The organism is Streptomyces sp. CA-142005 (assembly GCF_050942335.1).
Lineage (GTDB): Bacteria > Actinomycetota > Actinomycetes > Streptomycetales > Streptomycetaceae > Streptomyces.
The window spans coordinates 894,791-912,249 of record NZ_CP192078.1 but is presented as its reverse complement, the minus strand read 5'-3'; the positions used below and the strand labels follow the sequence as shown (position 1 = coordinate 912,249).

At 71.6% G+C, this 17,459-nt stretch carries 13 protein-coding genes and 1 pseudogene; 9 read left to right on the top strand and 5 right to left on the bottom strand.

Annotated elements, in window-relative coordinates; all coding sequences use genetic code 11:
- Positions 1-14: 14 nt before the first annotated feature.
- The 6 genes from ACQPXS_RS04540 to ACQPXS_RS04515 all read left to right on the top strand — a co-directional run bounded on the left by ACQPXS_RS04540 (position 15) and on the right by ACQPXS_RS04515 (position 8,722).
- On the top strand, positions 15-989 hold the full coding sequence (locus tag ACQPXS_RS04540; RefSeq protein ID WP_433447144.1) for an SDR family NAD(P)-dependent oxidoreductase: 975 nt from the start codon (positions 15-17) through the stop codon (positions 987-989).
- Complete coding sequence (locus ACQPXS_RS04535; RefSeq protein WP_433447142.1) at positions 986-2,125, top strand: DegT/DnrJ/EryC1/StrS family aminotransferase; 1,140 nt, start codon at positions 986-988, stop codon at positions 2,123-2,125. The genes ACQPXS_RS04540 and ACQPXS_RS04535 overlap by 4 nt, the downstream gene beginning before the upstream one ends.
- Positions 2,122-2,811, top strand: a complete 690-nt coding sequence (locus tag ACQPXS_RS04530) for an acetyltransferase (protein WP_433447140.1) — start codon at positions 2,122-2,124, stop codon at positions 2,809-2,811. Before ACQPXS_RS04535 ends, ACQPXS_RS04530 begins: the two co-directional genes overlap by 4 nt.
- Positions 2,808-3,926, top strand: coding sequence for a DegT/DnrJ/EryC1/StrS family aminotransferase (locus tag ACQPXS_RS04525; protein ID WP_433447138.1), 1,119 nt, complete (start codon positions 2,808-2,810; stop codon positions 3,924-3,926). Before ACQPXS_RS04530 ends, ACQPXS_RS04525 begins: the two co-directional genes overlap by 4 nt.
- 135 nt (positions 3,927-4,061) lie before the next feature.
- Positions 4,062-7,604: a DUF4082 domain-containing protein gene (locus ACQPXS_RS04520; protein WP_433447136.1), complete on the top strand. Its 3,543-nt coding sequence runs from the start codon at positions 4,062-4,064 to the stop codon at positions 7,602-7,604.
- Positions 7,605-7,675: 71 nt separating this feature from the next.
- On the top strand, positions 7,676-8,722 hold the full coding sequence (locus ACQPXS_RS04515; protein WP_351810017.1) for a glycosyltransferase: 1,047 nt from the start codon (positions 7,676-7,678) through the stop codon (positions 8,720-8,722).
- 14 nt (positions 8,723-8,736) lie between these two features.
- Here the strand turns inward: ACQPXS_RS04515 and ACQPXS_RS04510 are convergent, their stop codons facing one another.
- Positions 8,737-9,408 (bottom strand): hypothetical protein, encoded by a 672-nt coding sequence (locus ACQPXS_RS04510; RefSeq protein WP_433447134.1) that lies wholly within the window; start codon positions 9,406-9,408, stop codon positions 8,737-8,739.
- Positions 9,409-9,533: 125 nt separating this feature from the next.
- Here ACQPXS_RS04510 and ACQPXS_RS04505 point away from each other — a divergent pair, with 125 nt between their 5' ends.
- From ACQPXS_RS04505 to ACQPXS_RS04495, 3 genes and pseudogenes are all read left to right on the top strand, one after another.
- A complete protein-coding gene (locus ACQPXS_RS04505; RefSeq protein ID WP_433447132.1) occupies positions 9,534-11,561 on the top strand; it encodes an O-antigen ligase family protein in 2,028 nt (675 codons plus the stop codon).
- Positions 11,558-12,457 carry a glycosyltransferase family 2 protein gene (locus tag ACQPXS_RS04500; RefSeq protein WP_433447130.1) on the top strand — a complete coding sequence of 300 codons (900 nt, stop codon included), beginning with the start codon at positions 11,558-11,560 and terminating at the stop codon, positions 12,455-12,457. Before ACQPXS_RS04505 ends, ACQPXS_RS04500 begins: the two co-directional genes overlap by 4 nt.
- Positions 12,458-12,568: 111 nt before the next feature.
- Positions 12,569-13,800 (top strand): annotated as a pseudogene (locus ACQPXS_RS04495) (GNAT family N-acetyltransferase).
- Positions 13,801-13,896: 96 nt separating this feature from the next.
- On the opposite strand, the gene ACQPXS_RS04490 reads toward ACQPXS_RS04495, so the two are convergent.
- The 4 genes from ACQPXS_RS04490 to ACQPXS_RS04475 are packed head-to-tail and all read right to left on the bottom strand — an operon-like array spanning position 13,897 to position 17,457.
- Positions 13,897-14,880: a class I SAM-dependent methyltransferase gene (locus ACQPXS_RS04490; protein WP_433447128.1), complete on the bottom strand. Its 984-nt coding sequence runs from the start codon at positions 14,878-14,880 to the stop codon at positions 13,897-13,899.
- Entirely contained in the window at positions 14,874-15,551 is a 678-nt protein-coding gene (locus ACQPXS_RS04485) for a class I SAM-dependent methyltransferase (protein ID WP_433447126.1), read from the bottom strand. Before ACQPXS_RS04485 ends, ACQPXS_RS04490 begins: the two co-directional genes overlap by 7 nt.
- Positions 15,552-15,592: 41 nt before the next feature.
- Entirely contained in the window at positions 15,593-16,393 is an 801-nt protein-coding gene (locus tag ACQPXS_RS04480; RefSeq protein ID WP_433447124.1) for a glycosyltransferase family 2 protein, read from the bottom strand.
- An 8-nt stretch (positions 16,394-16,401) separates the two neighbouring features.
- Positions 16,402-17,457 carry a hypothetical protein gene (locus ACQPXS_RS04475; RefSeq protein ID WP_433447122.1) on the bottom strand — a complete coding sequence of 352 codons (1,056 nt, stop codon included), beginning with the start codon at positions 17,455-17,457 and terminating at the stop codon, positions 16,402-16,404.
- Positions 17,458-17,459 lie beyond the last annotated feature (2 nt).

Here is a 17,459-nt window from a genome sequence, read left to right as displayed (position 1 = left end):
AGAGGGCACGGTAGTTGAGCAGCGTACGAGGCAAGAAGATCCTGGTCACCGGGGGAGCGGGCACCATCGGCTCCCACCTCGTCGACCTCCTGGCCGAGGGCGGCGCCCGCGAGATCGTGGTGTTGGACAACTTCGTGCGCGGACGGCGGGCCAACCTCGCCCAGGCCCTGCCCAGCGGCGTCGTGGAGATCGTCGAGGGCGACGTCCGGGACGCCGCCACCGTACGGAAGGTCACCGAGGGCGCCGACCTGGTGTTCCACCTCGCGGCGATCCGCATCACCCAGTGCGCGGAGGAGCCCCGGCTCGCCAACGAGGTCCTGGTCGACGGCACCTTCAACGTCCTGGAGGCGGCCGCCGAGGCCGGGGTCGCCAAGGTGATCGCCTCCTCCTCGGCGTCCGTCTACGGCATGGCCGAGACCTTCCCGACGACCGAGCGCCACCACCCGTACAACAACGACACCTTCTACGGCGCCGCCAAGGCCTTCAACGAGGGCATGCTGCGCAGCTTCCACGCCATGTACGGCCTGGACTACGTGGCGCTGCGCTACTTCAACGTCTACGGCCCCCGGATGGACATCCACGGCCTCTACACCGAGGTGCTCATCCGCTGGATGGAGCGCATCGAGGCGGGCGAGCCGCCGCTGATCCTCGGCGACGGCACACAGACCATGGACTTCGTCGACGTCCGCGACATCGCCCGGGCCAACGTCCTGGCCGCCGAGTCGGATCTCACCGACGAGGTGTTCAACATCGCCAGCGGCACGGAGACCTCGCTGAAGGCGCTCGCCGAGGGCCTGCTGGAGGCGATGGGGGCGCAGGGCCTGGAGCCGGTGCACGGGCCCGCCCGCAGCGTGAACTCGGTGGTACGGCGGCTTGCCGACACCTCGCGGGCCGCCGAGCGGCTCGGGTTCACGGCACACATCGACCTCCGCACGGGGCTGCGGGACCTGGTGGAGTGGTGGCGTGCGGAGCGGGAGGCGGCCAAGTGAGCACCGACCGCATCCCGGTGATGATCCCCTGGCTCGGCGAGGACGAGGCGCGGGCCGCCTCCGACGCGGTGCTGTCCGGGTGGGTCGCCCAGGGCCCCCGGGTCGCCGCCTTCGAGCGGGCCTTCGCGGAGCGGGTGGGCGCCGAGCACGGCATCGCCGTCAGCTCCTGCACCACCGCCCTGCACCTGTCGCTGGTCGCGCTCGGGATGGGACCCGGCGACGAGGTCGTGGTGCCCTCGCTGTCGTTCATCGCCACCGCCAACGCCGTACGGTACGTCGGCGCCGAGCCGGTCTTCGCCGACGTCGACCCGGCGACCGGCAACCTGACCACGGCCACCGTGGACGCGGTCCGCACCCCGCGCACCAAGGCCGTCCTCGTCGTCCACCAGGGCGGCGTGCCGGCCGACGTGCACGCCCTGCGCGCGGCGTGCGCCGCCTGGGACCTGCCGCTGGTCGAGGACGCGGCCTGCGCCATCGGCTCGACCGTCGGCGGCAAGCCCGTCGGGCACGGCGCGCTGCTCGCCGCCTGGTCCTTCCACCCCCGCAAGCTCGTCACCACGGGCGAGGGCGGCATGATCACCACCGACGACGCCGAGTGGGCGGCACGCCTGCGCCGGCTGCGCGAGCATGGGATGAACGCCTCGGCGGCGCAGCGCCACGCGAGCGACAAGCCCGTCCTGGAGAGCTACCTCGAGGTCGGCTTCAACTACCGGATGACGGACGTCCAGGCCGCCGTCGGGCTGGTCCAGCTCGGCAAGCTCGACGCGATGACCGCCCGCCGCCGCGAGCTGGCGGCCCGCTACGCGGCGCTGCTGCACGACGTCCCCGGCCTCACCCCCGTACGCGACCCCGCGCACGGGCAGAGCAACTTCCAGTCCTACTGGGTGCTGTTGGAGAGGGACTTCCCCGTCGGCCGGGACGACCTGCTCGCCGCGCTCGCCCAGGCCGGCGTCTCCGCCCGGCGCGGGATCATGGCCGCGCACCTCGAACCCGCCTACGCCGACCATCCCCGTGCGCCGCTGCCGGTCACCGAGCGGATCACCCGCGACTCGCTGATCCTGCCGCTGTTCCACACCATGACCGAGGCCCAGCAGGACCGGGTGGTGGCGGTACTGCGCGAACAGGCCGCGCCATGACCGGCCTGCTGATCGTCGGCGCCGGCGGCTTCGCCCGCGAGACCGCGCAGGCCGTGCGGGACGCGGGCCAGGCCGAGCTGCTCGGGCACCTCGACGACGACGCCGCCCTGCACGGCACGAAGGTGGACGGCGTGCCCGTCCTCGGCGGCTGCGAACTGGTCCACGACCTGCCCGGCGCCCGGGTGGTGATCTGCGTGGGCAACCCCCGGGACTACGCCGCCCGCGCCCGCCTGGTGCGCAGGCTCGACCTGCCCGCGGACCGCTACGCCACGGTGATCCACCCGACGGCGGTGGTGTCGGCGACCTCGCAGGTCGGCCCCGGCTCGGTCCTGCTCGCGCACTGTGTCCTGACCGCCGCCGTGCGGGTGGGCGCGCACGTCGCGGTGATGCCGCAGGTCGTCCTCACCCATGACGACGTGGTCGAGGACCACGTCACGCTTGCCTCCGGAGTCCGCCTGGGCGGGGGAGCCCGGCTGGCCAGGGGCAGTTATGTGGGTTCCGGGGCCCTGGTCCGGGAGGGCACGACGGTCGGCGCCTGGTCGCTGATCGGGATGGGCAGCACTGTGCTCGGCGATGTGCCGCCGGGCGAGGTCTGGGCGGGCACCCCGGCCCGGCGGCTGCGCGAGGCGGATGCCCCGGCGCTTGACGAACTTGCGACGACAACCATGGGGGGACCCGTCAGATGAACCAGATTCCGCTGGTGGACCTCAAGGCGGCCCACGAGGAAGTCGCCGACGAGGTACGGGCCGGATTCGAACGGATCCTGGCCGGCACCGCGTTCATCGGAGGCGACGAGGTCCGCCGGTTCGAGCGCGCATACGCGGACTTCGGCGGTGTCGCGCACTGCGTGGGCGTCGCCAACGGCACCGATGCCGTCGAACTCGCCCTGCGCGCCTGGGGGATCGGGCCCGGCGACGAGGTCGTGATACCCGCCAACACCTTCATCGCCACCGCCGGCGCGGTGGCCAGGACCGGCGCGCGACCGGTCCTCGCGGACTGCCGGCCCGACACCTACCTGCTCGACCCCCAGGCCGCGCTGGAGGCGGTCGGCCCGGCCACCCGCGCGGTCGTACCCGTGCACCTCTACGGGCAGATGGCCGACGTGCCGGCGCTGACCCGCCAACTGCCCGACCGGGTAAAGGCCGTCGAGGACGCCGCGCAGTGCCAGGGCGCCACCCGCGACGGCCGGACGCCGGGCAGCGGCGGGATCGCGGCGACCAGCTTCTACCCGGGCAAGAACCTGGGTGCGTACGGCGACGCGGGCGCGGTGCTGACCGACGACGAGGAACTGGCCGGCCTGGTGCGCGCGCTCGCCAACCACGGCGGCGTCGCCAAGTACCGCCACGACGTGCCCGGGTTCAACAGCCGTCTGGACGGACTCCAGGCCGTCGTCCTGCGGGCGAAGCTGGCACGGCTGGCGGACGGCAACGCCGCCCGGCGCGCGGCCGCGGCCCGCTACGACACGCTGCTCGCCGACCTCACGGCCGCCGGCCGGATCGTGCTCCCCACGACCGCGGCCGGCAACGTCCACGTATGGCACCTCTACGTCGTCCAGGTCACCGGGGCGGACCGCGATGACATCGTCGGCAAGCTGAACGCCGAGGGCATCGGCGCGGGAGTGCACTATCCGGCCCCGGTCCACCTCACACCGGCCTACCGCCATCTCGGTCACGCACCGGGCGACTTCCCCCACGCCGAGAAGGCGGCGGACCGGATCCTCTCGCTTCCGCTCTACCCGCAGATCACCCCCGACCAGCAGCAGCGCGTCGTGGACACGCTCGCCCACGCCCTGCGCGGCTGACCGGTCATCAGCCCCACGCTCCACCCGGCCCCACCGGTCGGCCCTGCACAGCACCGCTGAGAGGTACACATGAACAGATGGAGCAGACGGATCCGGGGCGCCCGCCTCGCCGTCGTAGCAGCATTGATTTGGGCGGTGCTCCCGCAGGCCGTGACCGCCCAGGCGGCCTCCGACCCGTGCGGAACGGGCTCGAACCCGATCGTCTGCGAGAACTCCAAGCCGGGCAGCCCGATGTCCGACTGGTTCGCCCCCAACGCCTACGGCGACATCAAGGGCTTCACCACCAAGGAGAGCGTCCAGGCCGGCGACACCGTCCAGTTCAAGGTCCAGTCGCCGATCTCGTACCACATCGAGATCTACCGGCTGGGCTGGTACGGCGGCGACGGCGCGCGCGAGATGTCCACCGCGACCCAGGCGGCGGTGACCTATCCGGCCAACTACACCACCAAGCCAGCCAGTTGCACCACCAAGAGCAGCACCGGGCTGGTCGACTGCGGCAACTGGCCCGTCACCGCGACCTGGACCGTGCCCAGCACCGCGGTGTCCGGCCTGTACATCGCGAACCTGACCCAGACGGACGGCGACGGCCTGATGCCGTACCCGTTCGTCGTCCGCAACGACTCCAGCACCTCCGACATGGTCGTGCAGACCAGCGACCAGACCTGGCAGGCCTACAACGACTACGGCGGCCAGGACCTGTACGGCGGCGCGGGGCCCGCGCCGGACGGCCGCGCCTACGAGGTCAGCTACAACCGGCCCCTGGACATCGGCGGCGACAACGGCATCTACGGCTCCGAGTACATGATGCTGTCCTGGCTGGAGCGCAACGGCTACGACGTCAGCTATCTGTCCGGCGTGGACGTGTCCTCGGCGGCCGGCGCCACCCTGCTGAAGAAGCACAAGGTGTACCTGTCCTCCGGCCATGACGAGTACTGGACGCAGAGCCAGTACTCCAACGTCCTGGCGGCCCGGAAGGCCGGCGTCCGCGAGGGCTTCTTCAGCGGCAACGAGGTCTTCTGGAAGACGCGGCTCGCCCCGAGCATCGACGGTACGAACACGGCGGACCGGACCCTGGTCTGCTACAAGATGACCAAGATGGCGCAGAACAACGGCGTAGCCGACCCCAGCGGCGTCTGGACCGGCACCTGGATGGATCCGACCAGCACCCAGTACGGCCAGACCTACCAGCCGCCGAACATCCTCACCGGCTCGATGTTCCAGGTGAACGGCTACCGCGGCGACGCCATCACCGTCCCCGGCTCGTACGGCAAGAACCGGATCTGGCGCAACACCTCCATCGCCAACCTCACCGCCGGCCAGACCGCCACGTTCCCGACCGGCACCCTCGGCTACGAGTGGGACAGCGACCTCGACAACAGCACCAGACCCGCCGGGGCGATCGACGTGTCCTCCACCACGGTGGACATCAACGACGGCAAGCTCCGTATGGACTGGGGCAACATCTACGGCAACGGCACGGCGACCCACAATCTCGTCGAGTTCCGCGACCAGGACTCCGGAGCCCTGGTGTTCGGGTCCGGGACCGTGCAGTGGTCGTGGGGGCTGACCAACGTCCCGACGAGCGACCCCGCCGACACGGTGGTCACCGAGGACTCCCGTATGCAGCAGGCGACGGTGAGCATCCTCGCCGACATGGGCATCCAGCCGGCGACCCGGCAGAGCAACCTCGTCGCCGCCTCCGCCTCCACCGACACCACGGGCCCGGCCGTCACGGTGACGAGCCCGGCCTCGGGGGTGACCGTCCCGGCGCTGAAGCCGGTCACCATCAAGGGCACCGCCACCGACTCCGGCGGCGGCGTGGTGGCCCGTGTGGAGGTCTCCACGGACGGCGGAACCACCTGGAAGGCCGCCGGCGGCCTCGCGTCCTGGAGCTACAGTTGGACTCCGACGACCCCGGGATCGGCATCGATCAAGGTCCGCGCGGTCGACGACAGCGTCAACATCGGCGCCGTCACCACCGTCCCGCTGACCGTCGGCCCCCAGAGCTGCCCGTGCACCATCTGGCCGGCCTCGGCCGTTCCCGGCACCGTCAACGGCGGCGACGGCGGCTCGGTGGAGCTCGGCGTCAAGTTCCGTACCACGGTGACCGGTTCGATCACCGGCGTCCGCTTCTACAAGTCCCCCGTCAACACCGGGACGCACATCGGCAGCCTGTGGACCGCCTCCGGTACCCGCCTGGCCACCGGCACCTTCACGGGCGAGACGGCCTCCGGCTGGCAGCAGCTGAACTTCGCCAGCCCGGTGCCCGTCAAGGCCAACACCACCTACGTCGCCTCCTACTTCGCCCCCAACGGCGGATACTCCTACGACGGCGGCTACTTCAACGACGGCGACGCGGGCCTCGCCCCGCTCACCGGACTGAAGTCCGGCACCGACGGCGGCAACGGCGTCTACCACTACGGCTCGACCAGCGCCTTCCCGTCCTCGCAGTCCTCGGGCAGCAACTACTGGGTCGACGTGGTGCTGGACACCTCGACGGCCAGCACCACCCCGCCCACCGTCAGCTCGACCTCCCCGACGTCCGGGGCGACGGGCGTGTCGATCACGGCACCGGTGTCGGCCACCTTCAGCTCGGCCGTCGACGCCGACACCCTGACGTTCACCCTGAAGGGTCCGGACGGCAGCACCGTGCCGGGGGCCACGACGCTCCCCGCGTCCAACAAGGCGACCTTCACCCCGTCGACGGAGCTGGCGCTGAACACCACGTACACCGCCTCCGTACAGGCCTCCGACCTGTGGGGCAACGCCATGGCGGACCCGGTGACGTGGTCCTTCACCACCAGTTCCAGCCCGCCCGCGGTGACCTGCCCCTGCACGCTGTGGAACCCCGGCACGGTACCCGCCACCACCGACATGACCGGCGACCCCAACTCCGTCGAGCTGGGCACCCGGTTCACCTCCTCGGCGGACGGCTGGGTCACCGGCGTCACCTTCTACAAGGGCACCGGCAACACGGGCACCCACACCGGCAGCCTGTGGTCCGACGGCGGCACACTGCTCGCCAGCGGCACCTTCACGAACGAGACGGCCTCCGGCTGGCAGACGCTGACCTTCGCCGCTCCGGTGGCCGTCACCGCCGGAACCGCCTACGTCGTCTCCTACCACGCGCCGAACGGCAACTACGCGGTGGACGGCGGCTACTTCACGGCAGCCCACCAGTCCTATCCGCTGACCGCCACGGCCGACACCACCGCCCACCACAACGGGCTCTACAAGTACGGCACCGACCCGGCCTTCCCCAACGGCTCCTACGGATCCGCGAACTACTGGGTGGGCCCCGTCTTCACCGCCGACAACCCGAGCGCGTCCCTGTCGACGGCCACCGCCTCGGAGGTGACCGGGTCCTCGGTGACGCACACCGCCGACGTGACGAGCGCCCTCGTCATGGCCCTGCCGGACCGGGCCGCACCGTCGTCCGTCAAGGCCACCGTGACCGTCCTGCCGGGGCCCCGGGCGGGCGCCGCCAGGAAGCTCCACGTCACGGCCGTCACCTCCTACGACCGGGCCACCCACAAGGTGTCCGTCCACCTGTCCGCCCCGTTGCCGGACGGCACCCGGTTCACGGTCACGGTCACGGCCCGGGACAAGCACCGCCACCCGGTGAAGTCCCACAGCTGGACCCTGACCAGCAAGACCGTCCGCAAGAAGAAGAACTGACCGACCCGAACGCACCGGTGGTGGTCTCCGCCCAAGGCGGAGACCACCACCGGGGATTGGCTTGCCCACCGATGAGCACCGTCAGTGTTGTCATCCCCTGCTACAAGTATGGCCACTTCCTCGCCGACTGCGTCAGCAGTGTCCTGGACGAGCAGAACGGCGTCGACGTCCGGGTGCTCATCATCGACGACGCCTCGCCCGACGACTCGGCGGACATCGCGCACAAGCTGGCCGCCGCCGACCCGCGTATCGAGGTCCGCGTCCACGAAACCAACAAGGGTCACATCGCCACCTACAACGAGGGCCTCCTGGAATGGGCCGACGGCGACTACGTCGCCCTCCTCTCCGCCGACGACCGGCTGGTCCCGGGGGCGCTGGTCCGGGCCGCCGCGCTGCTGGACGCCCACCCCGAGGCGGGGTTCGCCTACGGCCGCCCCCTGCGTTTCCAGCACGGCGGCCCGCTGCCGAAGGCCCGTACGCAGAGCACCGGATCGGTCGTCTACCCCGGGCAGTGGTGGCTGGAGCGGCGCTTCCGCGAGGGCACCGGCTGCATCACCTCACCCGAAGTCGTCGTCCGCACCAGCCTCCAGCGCGCGGTCGGGGGCTACGACCCGAAGCTTCCGCACGCCGGCGACATCGAGATGTGGATGCGGCTCGCCGCACACGCCGACGTCGGCTACATACGCGGCGCCGACCAGGCCTTCTACCGCGTCCATGGCAAGAACATGTCCACAACCGACTTCGGAGGCCAGCTCGACGACCTGCGCCAGCGTCTCGTGGCCTTCGACTCGGTGCTCGCCAAATGCGCCGACCGGCTCCCGCACGCCGACCGCCTCGCCGACCAGGTCCACACCCGACTTGCGCGCTACGCCCTGCGCCGGGCCTACCGGGCCTACGACCGGGGCCGTACAGGCGTCGTACCGGTCGACGCATGCGTGGCGTTCGCCGAGGAGTGCCTGCCGGGATACGCGGCGCTGCCCGAGTACCGCGCGCTGCGCCTGCGCAGACGGATCGGCCCGAAGGCGATGCCGTATCTGCAGCCGCTGGTGTGGTCGGCCGTGGCCGAGCGCGGGCGGGAGTGGCTGTGGTGGGAGTCGTGGAAGCGCCGCGGTATCTGATGTCCCGCAGGAACTCAGCCCGCCACCGGAATCCCGTCGGCCCGGTGGCGCGGGTCCACGGAGGTCTTCTTCCTGGTCCTGCGGCGCAGCGCGCACTGGTCGAACCACAGGGCGCCCAGGATCCCGGCGGTCGCGCCCAGCAGTGCTGTACCGGCCAGTGCGCGGGTCCGGGTGCCCTGCACCGGGGCGGCGCTCGGGGCGACCAGGACCGATGCGCTGATCCGCGCCCCGGGCGCGATCCCCTGGGCCTCCTGCAGCGCCGTCACATGCCTGGTGTAGACGTCGATGACCCGTTGGACCGCCGTGTCGGCCTCGACGGCGCCGCCGCGCTGCGCCTGCACCTGAACCGAGGGGATCAGATAGCGCGGCGTCGCACTGGTGCCGCTGTTGCGCGGGATCAGCTGGTACGTGCCGTGCACGCCGGCGGCGTCCAGCTCCTTGCGCCCGGCCGGCGACTGGAGTTGCTGGATGACCCCGTACGAGAGCGTGGCGAGCGGCGGTTGAAGGTTCGTCAGCTGGTTCGGCTGGTTTCCCGTCACGGGCGGCTTGAGGACGACCACCGCCGAACTCAGGTACTGCGGAGCGGGGTGCAGCACCCGGTAGGCTCCGGCGGCCGTCAGCAGGAGCGCGAGAAACAGAACGTACCAGCGGCGGAGCAGCGCTTCGGCGACCTCACGAGGCGACACAGGGTTTCCTTCCGTCGGCACCGATCCTCGCAGGCGCCGGGGCGCGTCGCCACCGGATCACGCGACATATGCTGGGCCCGAGCCCGGACGTCCGGTCCCGGAGCACCGGGCCGGGGGGAGTTCTCATGAGCCTTGGCGACATCTGGGCGATCATGCGCAGGCGCTGGTACTTCATGGTGCCCCTCACCCTGCTCAGTCTGCTCGCGGGCGGGTATCTGTACCGGACCGTCCCGGTGTCCTACGAGTCGCAGAGTTCCGTCACGCTGCTCGACTCCAGGGCGGTCGCCGAGCTGGCGCCGACCTTCGGCAACCCCCTGTCGAACGCGGGCGGTTCGCTGGTCGTCACGGCCGACGTGCTGATCAGGACCCTCCAGTCCGGCGACTCGGCGAAGGAACTGCGCTCCCGCGGCGTCACGGACCGGTACACGGCCGGCTTCGCGCCGGACGCCGACAGCCCGCTGCTCACCCTGAGCGTCACAGGAACCGACCGGGCGAACGTGCTCCGGGAGACCGCCACCCTCACCAACTTCGCCGGGGAGCAGCTCAAGGTCCTGCAGGCCGCCTCCAAGGTGCCGGCGACCTACCTGGTGCAGACCGCCCCGGTCGTTCTGCCGCAGACACCGGTCTCGCAGTCGAAGAGCCGGTACCAGGACATCGCGGCGGTCGTCATCGTCGGGTTCGTCGGCGCGTTCCTGCTGTCCATCCTGGCCGAGGGCGTCGCGGTGGTCCGCCGCCGGGGACGTGCCCGGGCCGGATACGTTCCCCGGCGCCGTCGCGCCCGGCCCTCCGAGCGGGCGCCCAGGGGCCTGCTGGTGCGGAGGCTGGACGCCACGACGATCCTCACCGGCTATCTGGTGCTGGCCTTCGTCGTCCCGTCGAACCTCACCCTGCCCGCGCTGGGCGGTGTCGGCACCCCGGCCAACGTCTTCGCCCTGCTCGGACTGCTCTGGTACCTCGCCACCTGGCTCGGCGGCCGCATCCTTCCGGCGCCGGGCACCAGGCTGCCGCGCGTGGTGATGTGCGTGCTCGCCGCGGCGGTGCTGCTGTCGTACCTCGCGGACGCGACACGCGACAGCTCGCACGAGGAGGTCCTCGGGGCCGACCGGGGGCTCATCGGGCTCGGGGTGTGGGTGGCGCTGGTGGTGCTGGCCTCGGCCGGCATCCAGGAGCGCAGCCGGCTGGAGACCCTGATGCGCCGGCTCGTCGTGCTGGGCACGGTGGTCGCCCTGATCGGCTACTACGACTTCTTCGCCGCGACCAACATCGCCGACTCCATCCACATCCCCGGCCTGCAGTCGAGCACCGCCGGGATCAGCGCCATGGACCGCGGCTCGTTCACCCGGCCCCGCTCCACCACGGCCCATCCACTGGAGTTCGGGGGGATGCTGGCCATCCTGGTTCCGTTCGCCGTCCACCAGGCGTTCGATCCGGTGCGCCGGCACGCCGGCGCACTGCGCCGCTGGGCCCCGGTGGCGATCATGGCGGGCGCCCTTCCGCTGACCGTGTCCAGGACGTCCATCATCGGCGTCTTCATCGTGATCCTGGTGATGGTGCCCCGCTGGAAGCCGCAGCGGCGCTGGGCCGCGATCGGCATCGTCCTGGGTTCGGTGGCCGGCTTCAAGGTGATCATCCCGGGGCTGATCGGAACCATCACCAACCTGTTCGCCAGCTTCCTGTCCAACTCCGACAGCAGCACCCAGGCGCGCACCGTGAAGTACAGCGCGATCGTCCCCTACCTCGGCGAACGCCCCTGGTTCGGGCGCGGATTCGGCACCTTCACCCCCGACCTGTACTTCTTCACGGACAACCAGTACATGCTGACCCTGGCCGAGACGGGCATCGTCGGGCTGGTCGCGCTGCTCGCCCTGTTCGTCACCGGGATCCATCAAGGCGGTGCCATCCGCCGGCTCGCCCGCACCGAATCGGACCGCGAGCTCGGGCAGGCCTTTCTCGCCTCGGCCCTGGTCGCCCTGGTCATCAGCGCCACCTTCGACGCGCTCAGCTTCCCCATGTACGCCGGGATGTTCTTCCTGACCCTGGGCGCCGGCGGCAGCTACCTCGGCTTCATCCGCCGCGAGGCGGCCGCGGCCACGGTCCCCGCCCCCCGCAAGCCGTCCGAAACCCAGCTCCCCCAACTCGCGGAGTCCCGATGAGCCCCGTCGCCGTCATCGTCGTCACCTGGAACAGCGCCTCCGTGCTCCCCGGGTTCCTCGCCGCGCTCCCCGACGGCATGGCCGGCCTTGACTGGCGGCTGGTCGTCGCCGACAACGACTCCGCCGACGACACCGTCGAGGTGCTGCGGACACTGGCCCCCGACGCCACGGTCGTGCAGACCGGCCGGAACGCCGGCTACGCGGCCGGGATCAACGCGGCGCTGCGTGCCGCCGGGGAGTACGAAGCCGTTGTGATCTGCAACCCCGACATCCGGATGCGGCAGGGCTGCGCCAAACGTCTCGTCGACAGCCTCGCGGACGGAGTGGGGATCGCCGTACCCCTGCTCTACGAAGAAGGAAGGGCCACGCCCCATCACTCGCTGCGCCGCGAGTCGAGCGTGCTCCGAGCGCTCGGCGAGGCCCTCATCGGCAACACCCGGGCCGGGCGCTTCCCGGCCCTGAGCGAGCTCGTCACCCACCCCGCCGCATATCAGCGGCCCACACGCGCGGACTGGGCGACCGGCGCGCTCATGGCCGTCTCGGGGGAGTGCCTGGTCACGTGCGGCCCGTGGGACGAGTCCTTCTTCCTGTACTCGGAGGAGACCGAGTACTGCCTGCGAGCGCGGGACCGGGGATACGCCACACAGCTGGAGCCGTCAGCCGAGGCCGTCCACCTGGGCGGCGACTCCCAGGTGTCGCCCCGCCTCTGGACCCTGCTCACCCTCAACCGCGTCCGGCTGTACCGGCGTCGGCACGGCGCCCTCGCCACGGCCGCCTTTCGCGCCGCCGTCCTGCTCCGGGAGACCTCACGCGCCGCCCTCGGCCGCCCGGCCAGCCGCGCGGCCGCTGCCGCACTCGCCCGGCCGGGCACCCTGCGCGCCACGCCGGGGCCGTGACCGCGTCCGCGGACCCGGCCGTAATTCGCTTGACCTGGCCTCGGGACAACGCAGGATTGTGGCGGACACCACGCCGCGTGGTGCCGGTATCCAGGGGAGGCGACGGCAGCGATGGAGATACGTTCCACTACCGACCAGGACCTCGAAGTCTTCGTCGGCACACTCCATGCCGCGTTCGGACGCTTCCCGGAAACCCCGACCGAGGGCGGCGGCGGGGTCTGGTGGTCGGCGCTCGAGATGGACCGCGGCCTGCTCGCCACGACGGCGGACGGGCGGCCCGTCGGGACCGCCGCCGCGTACTCCTTCGAGCTCACCCTGCCCGGTGAGATCCTAGCCCCGGCCGCCGGGGTGACCGCCGTCGGCGTCCTGCCCTCGCACCGACGCCAGGGCGTGCTCAGCTCGATGATGCGGCATCAGCTCGCGGAGCTGCGGGAACGCGGGGAGTTCCTCTCCGTACTGCTGGCCTCCGAGGCCTTGATTACCGCAGGTTCGGCTACGGACCGGCGACCTACACGCAACGGCTGACGGTGCCGCGCCGGCAGGCCGCCCTCACCCTCCCACGGGCGCGCGCGACGGCGGACGCCCCGGCGGCCGGCTCGGACACCGGCTCGGTCGAGTTGCTGCGGCGTGCCGAGTGCGGCGAGATCCTGGAGGACGTCTACGACCGGTACCGCCGGGCACAGCCCGGCGGGCTGTCCCGGCCGCACCGCTGGTGGGCCTCGGGCGCGGGGCAGCCGCCGATCTCTCCGGCGCCGCGTTACGTCGCCGTCCACCGCGACGCCGACGGCGTCCCGGACGGGTACGCCAGCTATGCGGTCGAGGGCGACACCTTGACGGTCGACGAGACCGTCGCCACCGACGACGCCGTCTTCACGGCCCTGGCCCGTTTCGTGCTCGGACACGACCTGGTCGCTCAGGTCGTCTTCAAGCACGTCCCGCCCGGGCACCCGCTGCGCTGGCAGCTCGCGGACTTCCGGGCCGGCCAGGTGAGCGGCGACACCGACTGGCTCTGGGTGCGGCTGCTGGACGTCCCGCGTGCGCTGACCGCGCGTGGCTGGTTCACGGACGGCGAGCTCGTCCTCGACGTCGACGACCCGTTCCTCGGCGAGCACGGCCGCTACCTGCTGACCGTCCGGGACGGGAAGGCCGACTGCGTCCCGACCGACCGGGAGCCCGACCTGTCCCTGGACGTGAGCGACCTGGGCTCGGTCTACCTCGGCGGCACCACCCCGGGCACGCTCGTGCGCGCCGGACACATCCGGGCCCACCACCCGGGCGCCGCCACCCTCGCCGACGCCCTGTTCCGCGCCGAACGCACCCCGCACTGCCTGCACTGGTTCTGATCCCGGAGCGCCGCACAAGGGCGCGGGAACCGCGCGACCAGCCCCGACGGCGCCGCAGACGGGCGCCGGGCCGTCGTGGCGGTTCCCGCGGAGCGCTCAGCCCGCGTTATGCGGGCGGCACACCATGGCGACGAAGTCGTGCCCCACCTCCGGCAGGGCCGCATCCTCCGCCGCGAAGCACCGCTCCAGCAGCGCCAGCGTCTCCGGCTCCTGGTCACGGAAGTTGTGCGCGATCCCGGAGAGCGCGATGTGCAGCACCGTGCCCCCGTACGGCCGTTCCTCGACGACCTCGAAATGGCGCCGCAGGCCGGGCAGCAGCGCCGCCGCGTCGACCGCCTCCGAGGGGTCGTCCAGCACCATCGACAGCCTGCTGGGCCGCACGACACGGCGCTTGATCCGGCCGTCGGGCAGGCGCCGCCGCTCCTCGGGGAGCTGGGCCAGCAGGGCGTTGGCCGCGTCCAGCTGGCCGTCGGTCCACTGGAAGCGGGTGGGACCGACGAACTCGTCGATCACGAACAGCCCGTCGGGCTGGATGAGCCGGGACAGTCGCGGCAGGGTCTCGTCGAGATGGTCGAAGTGGTGCAGCGACTGCAGGCCCAGCAGCACGTCGAAGCGTTCCCCGTCGCTGGTCATCCGGTTGACGTCGGTGACCCGGAAGCGCAGGACGTCGGCGAGACCGTTCTCGGCGGCGGCGCGGGTGGCGAAGTCGATCCGCTGCTGCGCCACGTCCACGCCCTCCAGGAGGGAGAACGCGCCGGTCCTCGCCCACAGCAACTCGTTCCCGCCGGTGCCGCACCCCAGCGACAGGCCGCGCAGATCGGTGCGCGGCGCGAAGTGCTTGGCGGCCACGTACTGGGGGAAGGACGTGGCCGCGTCGCCCGTCATCAGCAGGTTCCACCGCTCGATGACCGCCGGTATCGCCCACCACTCGGTCAGCGACGGGTCGACCTGGGACCAGTGCTGGACCACTCGCGCGCCGCCGCGCACCCGCAGCTTGGCCAGCACGCGGTCCAGTTCCAGCTTCCGCACCTTGCGCAGCAGCCGGTCCGCGTCATGTCTGTTGACCAGGTTGTTCAGCATGCGGACTCCGTTCGTACGGCTATGAGCGACTTCGGGGCACCGAGCACCCGCTCGCTGAGGAGCACCGACCGGGGGAAGAGGTAGCGCATCTCGGCGCGGGTCAGCAGCTCGATGTTGATCACGGCGTTCATCGCCGACTCCGGGCTGTCGGGGCGGCTGTGGACGAGCGGCCAGTGCCGTACCAGGCGTGCCCTGGCGGCCAGGGGCAGGAACTGGAAGCCGGGCGCCACGAAGTGCGGCTCGACGGGGAAGTAGCGGTACGGCGTCTGGATCCAGTGCCGCGGCGCCAGTTGCTCGACGGCCGAGACGAACTTCCGGCGCTGGCTGTGGCCGCCCACGTGCTCGATGGTCGAGTTGGAGAACACCAGGTCGTAGCCGCCGTGGCCGCTCAGTTCGGCGGCGACCGCCGGGTCGGTGACGTCGGCGTTCTCCGCGCTGATCCAGTCGGGCAGTTCGGCGGGGTGTTCCTCCAGGTTGATCAGGTGGACGTGCTTGGCGCGCACCGGTGCGCGCAGCCACATCTCGGCGGTCCCGCCCAGGTCCACGACGCTCATGTTCTCGATGCCGGGGAAGCAGCGCCGGAACCGCTCCCAGCGGGCGATGCGGAGTCGTTCGCCCAGTGAGCCGGGAGCGTCGACGAATCTGTTTCTGAGGGCGCGGGAGCGGGGCATGGGATCAACCACCTGGGGTCGGAGCGGAAAGGGAGCACGTTTCAGCTGGGCGGTGCCCACTGGGTGTAGAAGCTGGCCGGGTTCATCAGGTATCGGACGGTGGGGCATGGCACATGGAGCACCCGGTGCCTGCGGCCGTACCGGCGGATCAGCTCCCAGTCCTCCCGGGGCAGCACCTCCGGGGTCCGGCGCAGGCGGCTGAAGTGCAGTGCGCGAGTGCGGCGGGCGACGAAGGCGTTGGTGTCCAGGAAGGACTCGCGGGCGGCCCGGCGCCGGTCGTAGGGCACCGACAGGACGTCCTTCTCGGTTCCGTCGGGCAGGACGCGGCGCAGCGCCGTGTAGACGCCGTCGGGTCCGTCGGGGGACTGCAGGACCGCCAACGTCCGTTCCAGATGGTCGTCTTCCCACAGGTTGTCGTCGTCCAGGAACGCCACGTACCGCGAGCGGGTGAGGCGGATGCCCACGTTGCGCACGACGCCGGCCACGCCGGTGTTGTGCGCCAGGGAGACGGCGAACAGCCTCGGGTCGTCGGGGAGTTCGGGCAGTCCGGCGCCGTCGTCGACGACGATGACGACCTGGTCGCGCACGGTCTGGTCCAGGGCCGAGCGGACCGCGGCACGCAGCGCCTCGGGGCGCCGGTGGGTGGCGATCACCGTGGCGACCAGCGCCGAGGGCGGCGACGGCAGGACGGCGGCCAGCCGTCGGGTCTCGGCGTCCTCGATCCGGCGCAGCCGCACCGCGCTGGGGGCCAGCAGGACCTTGTTCCTGGCCTCGAAGAGCACCAGCCAGCCGAACAACGCCTTGAGCAGCGTCCAGGGTGCCCGCGCGGCACGGCGCGTCATGCCGCCGCTCACGAGGACGGCTCCGGCTGGACGGGGCGGCCGTCGGACATCCGGTTGTTCCGCCACACGTTTCCGGCGCCGCTCGCGTTCCAGTGCGCGACCACGCCGTAGCCGCCGGAGGCGGGGTGGTACTGCGTCGAGAAGACGTTGTCGGTGACCTGGATCCCGGTGGCGCCCTTGTCACCGCCGTAGAGGGCGTACGCGCCGCCGGCGATCCAGTTGTGGTCGACGGTGACATTGCGGACCACCCCGGTGTCCGCGAACAGACCGATGCTTCCCGAGGCCCCCTGCTTGAGGCTGGTCGGGTTCAGCAGGGTGTTGTGGCGGATGGTCAGCCGACCGGTGTTGCCGCCGCCGCTGATGACGGCGTTGGTGTGCTGCCACTCGCCGCCCTGGTTGACGAACGGGACGATGTCGTGCACGTAGTTGTCGTGCAGATCGCCCTGCCCCATGGACAGGGCGTCGCCGAACACCGAGACGTCGCACCAGCCGACCTCGATGGAACTGGCCCCCATGTTCGACACCGCGTAGTCCACGCCCCCGTTGTCGGGCCCCTTGCCGGGCACGGCGGTGATGGTGGAGTGCAGGACGCGCAGGCCGTGGTAGCCGGGCCGCAGGTTGATGCCCCACCAGTTGTCCGAGGTGATCTTGGTGTCGATGACGGTGACGTCGTCGGCGTAGATGTCGAGCGAGCCGGTGATGTCCCAGCCCCGGATGACGAGCCCGTTGGTGCGGACGGCCAGGTAGCCGGTCTTGTGGGGCTTGAGCGCGGTGCGGGGGCCGGTGGTACGGGCGTCGGGGAAGCCGCAGGCGCTCGGGGAGGCGCACGCGGGACCGGCCGCGGGATGCGCGGACGCACCGCCCGCGCCGGCCGTCGCGGTGGCCTTCCCCGCCGCGGTGGGTCTCCCCGTTGCGCCGGGCTTTCCCGTCCCGGTTGGTTTCCCCGTTGCGGACGGCGAGGGACCGGCGTTCCGGTCCGTGCCCGAGCAGGCCACCCCGACGACCGCCAGTAAGGCCGCGATCAGCGGCCCCGCGAGGGAACTGAGGCCGATACGTCGTGACATCC

Bases quoted from the DNA above. Each gene is read 5' to 3' on its own strand.
- ACQPXS_RS04530 (WP_433447140.1), top strand. From the start codon at position 2,122: ATGACCGGCCTGCTGATCGTCGGCGCCGGCGGCTTCGCCCGCGAGACC.
- ACQPXS_RS04525 (WP_433447138.1), top strand. From the start codon at position 2,808: ATGAACCAGATTCCGCTGGTGGACCTCAAGGCGGCCCACGAGGAAGTC.
- ACQPXS_RS04515 (WP_351810017.1), top strand. From the start codon at position 7,676: ATGAGCACCGTCAGTGTTGTCATCCCCTGCTACAAGTATGGCCACTTC.
- ACQPXS_RS04505 (WP_433447132.1), top strand. From the start codon at position 9,534: ATGAGCCTTGGCGACATCTGGGCGATCATGCGCAGGCGCTGGTACTTC.
- ACQPXS_RS04500 (WP_433447130.1), top strand. From the start codon at position 11,558: ATGAGCCCCGTCGCCGTCATCGTCGTCACCTGGAACAGCGCCTCCGTG.
- ACQPXS_RS04490 (WP_433447128.1), bottom strand. From the start codon at position 14,880: ATGCTGAACAACCTGGTCAACAGACATGACGCGGACCGGCTGCTGCGC.
- ACQPXS_RS04485 (WP_433447126.1), bottom strand. From the start codon at position 15,551: ATGCCCCGCTCCCGCGCCCTCAGAAACAGATTCGTCGACGCTCCCGGC.
- ACQPXS_RS04480 (WP_433447124.1), bottom strand. From the start codon at position 16,393: ATGACGCGCCGTGCCGCGCGGGCACCCTGGACGCTGCTCAAGGCGTTG.
- ACQPXS_RS04475 (WP_433447122.1), bottom strand. From the start codon at position 17,457: ATGTCACGACGTATCGGCCTCAGTTCCCTCGCGGGGCCGCTGATCGCG.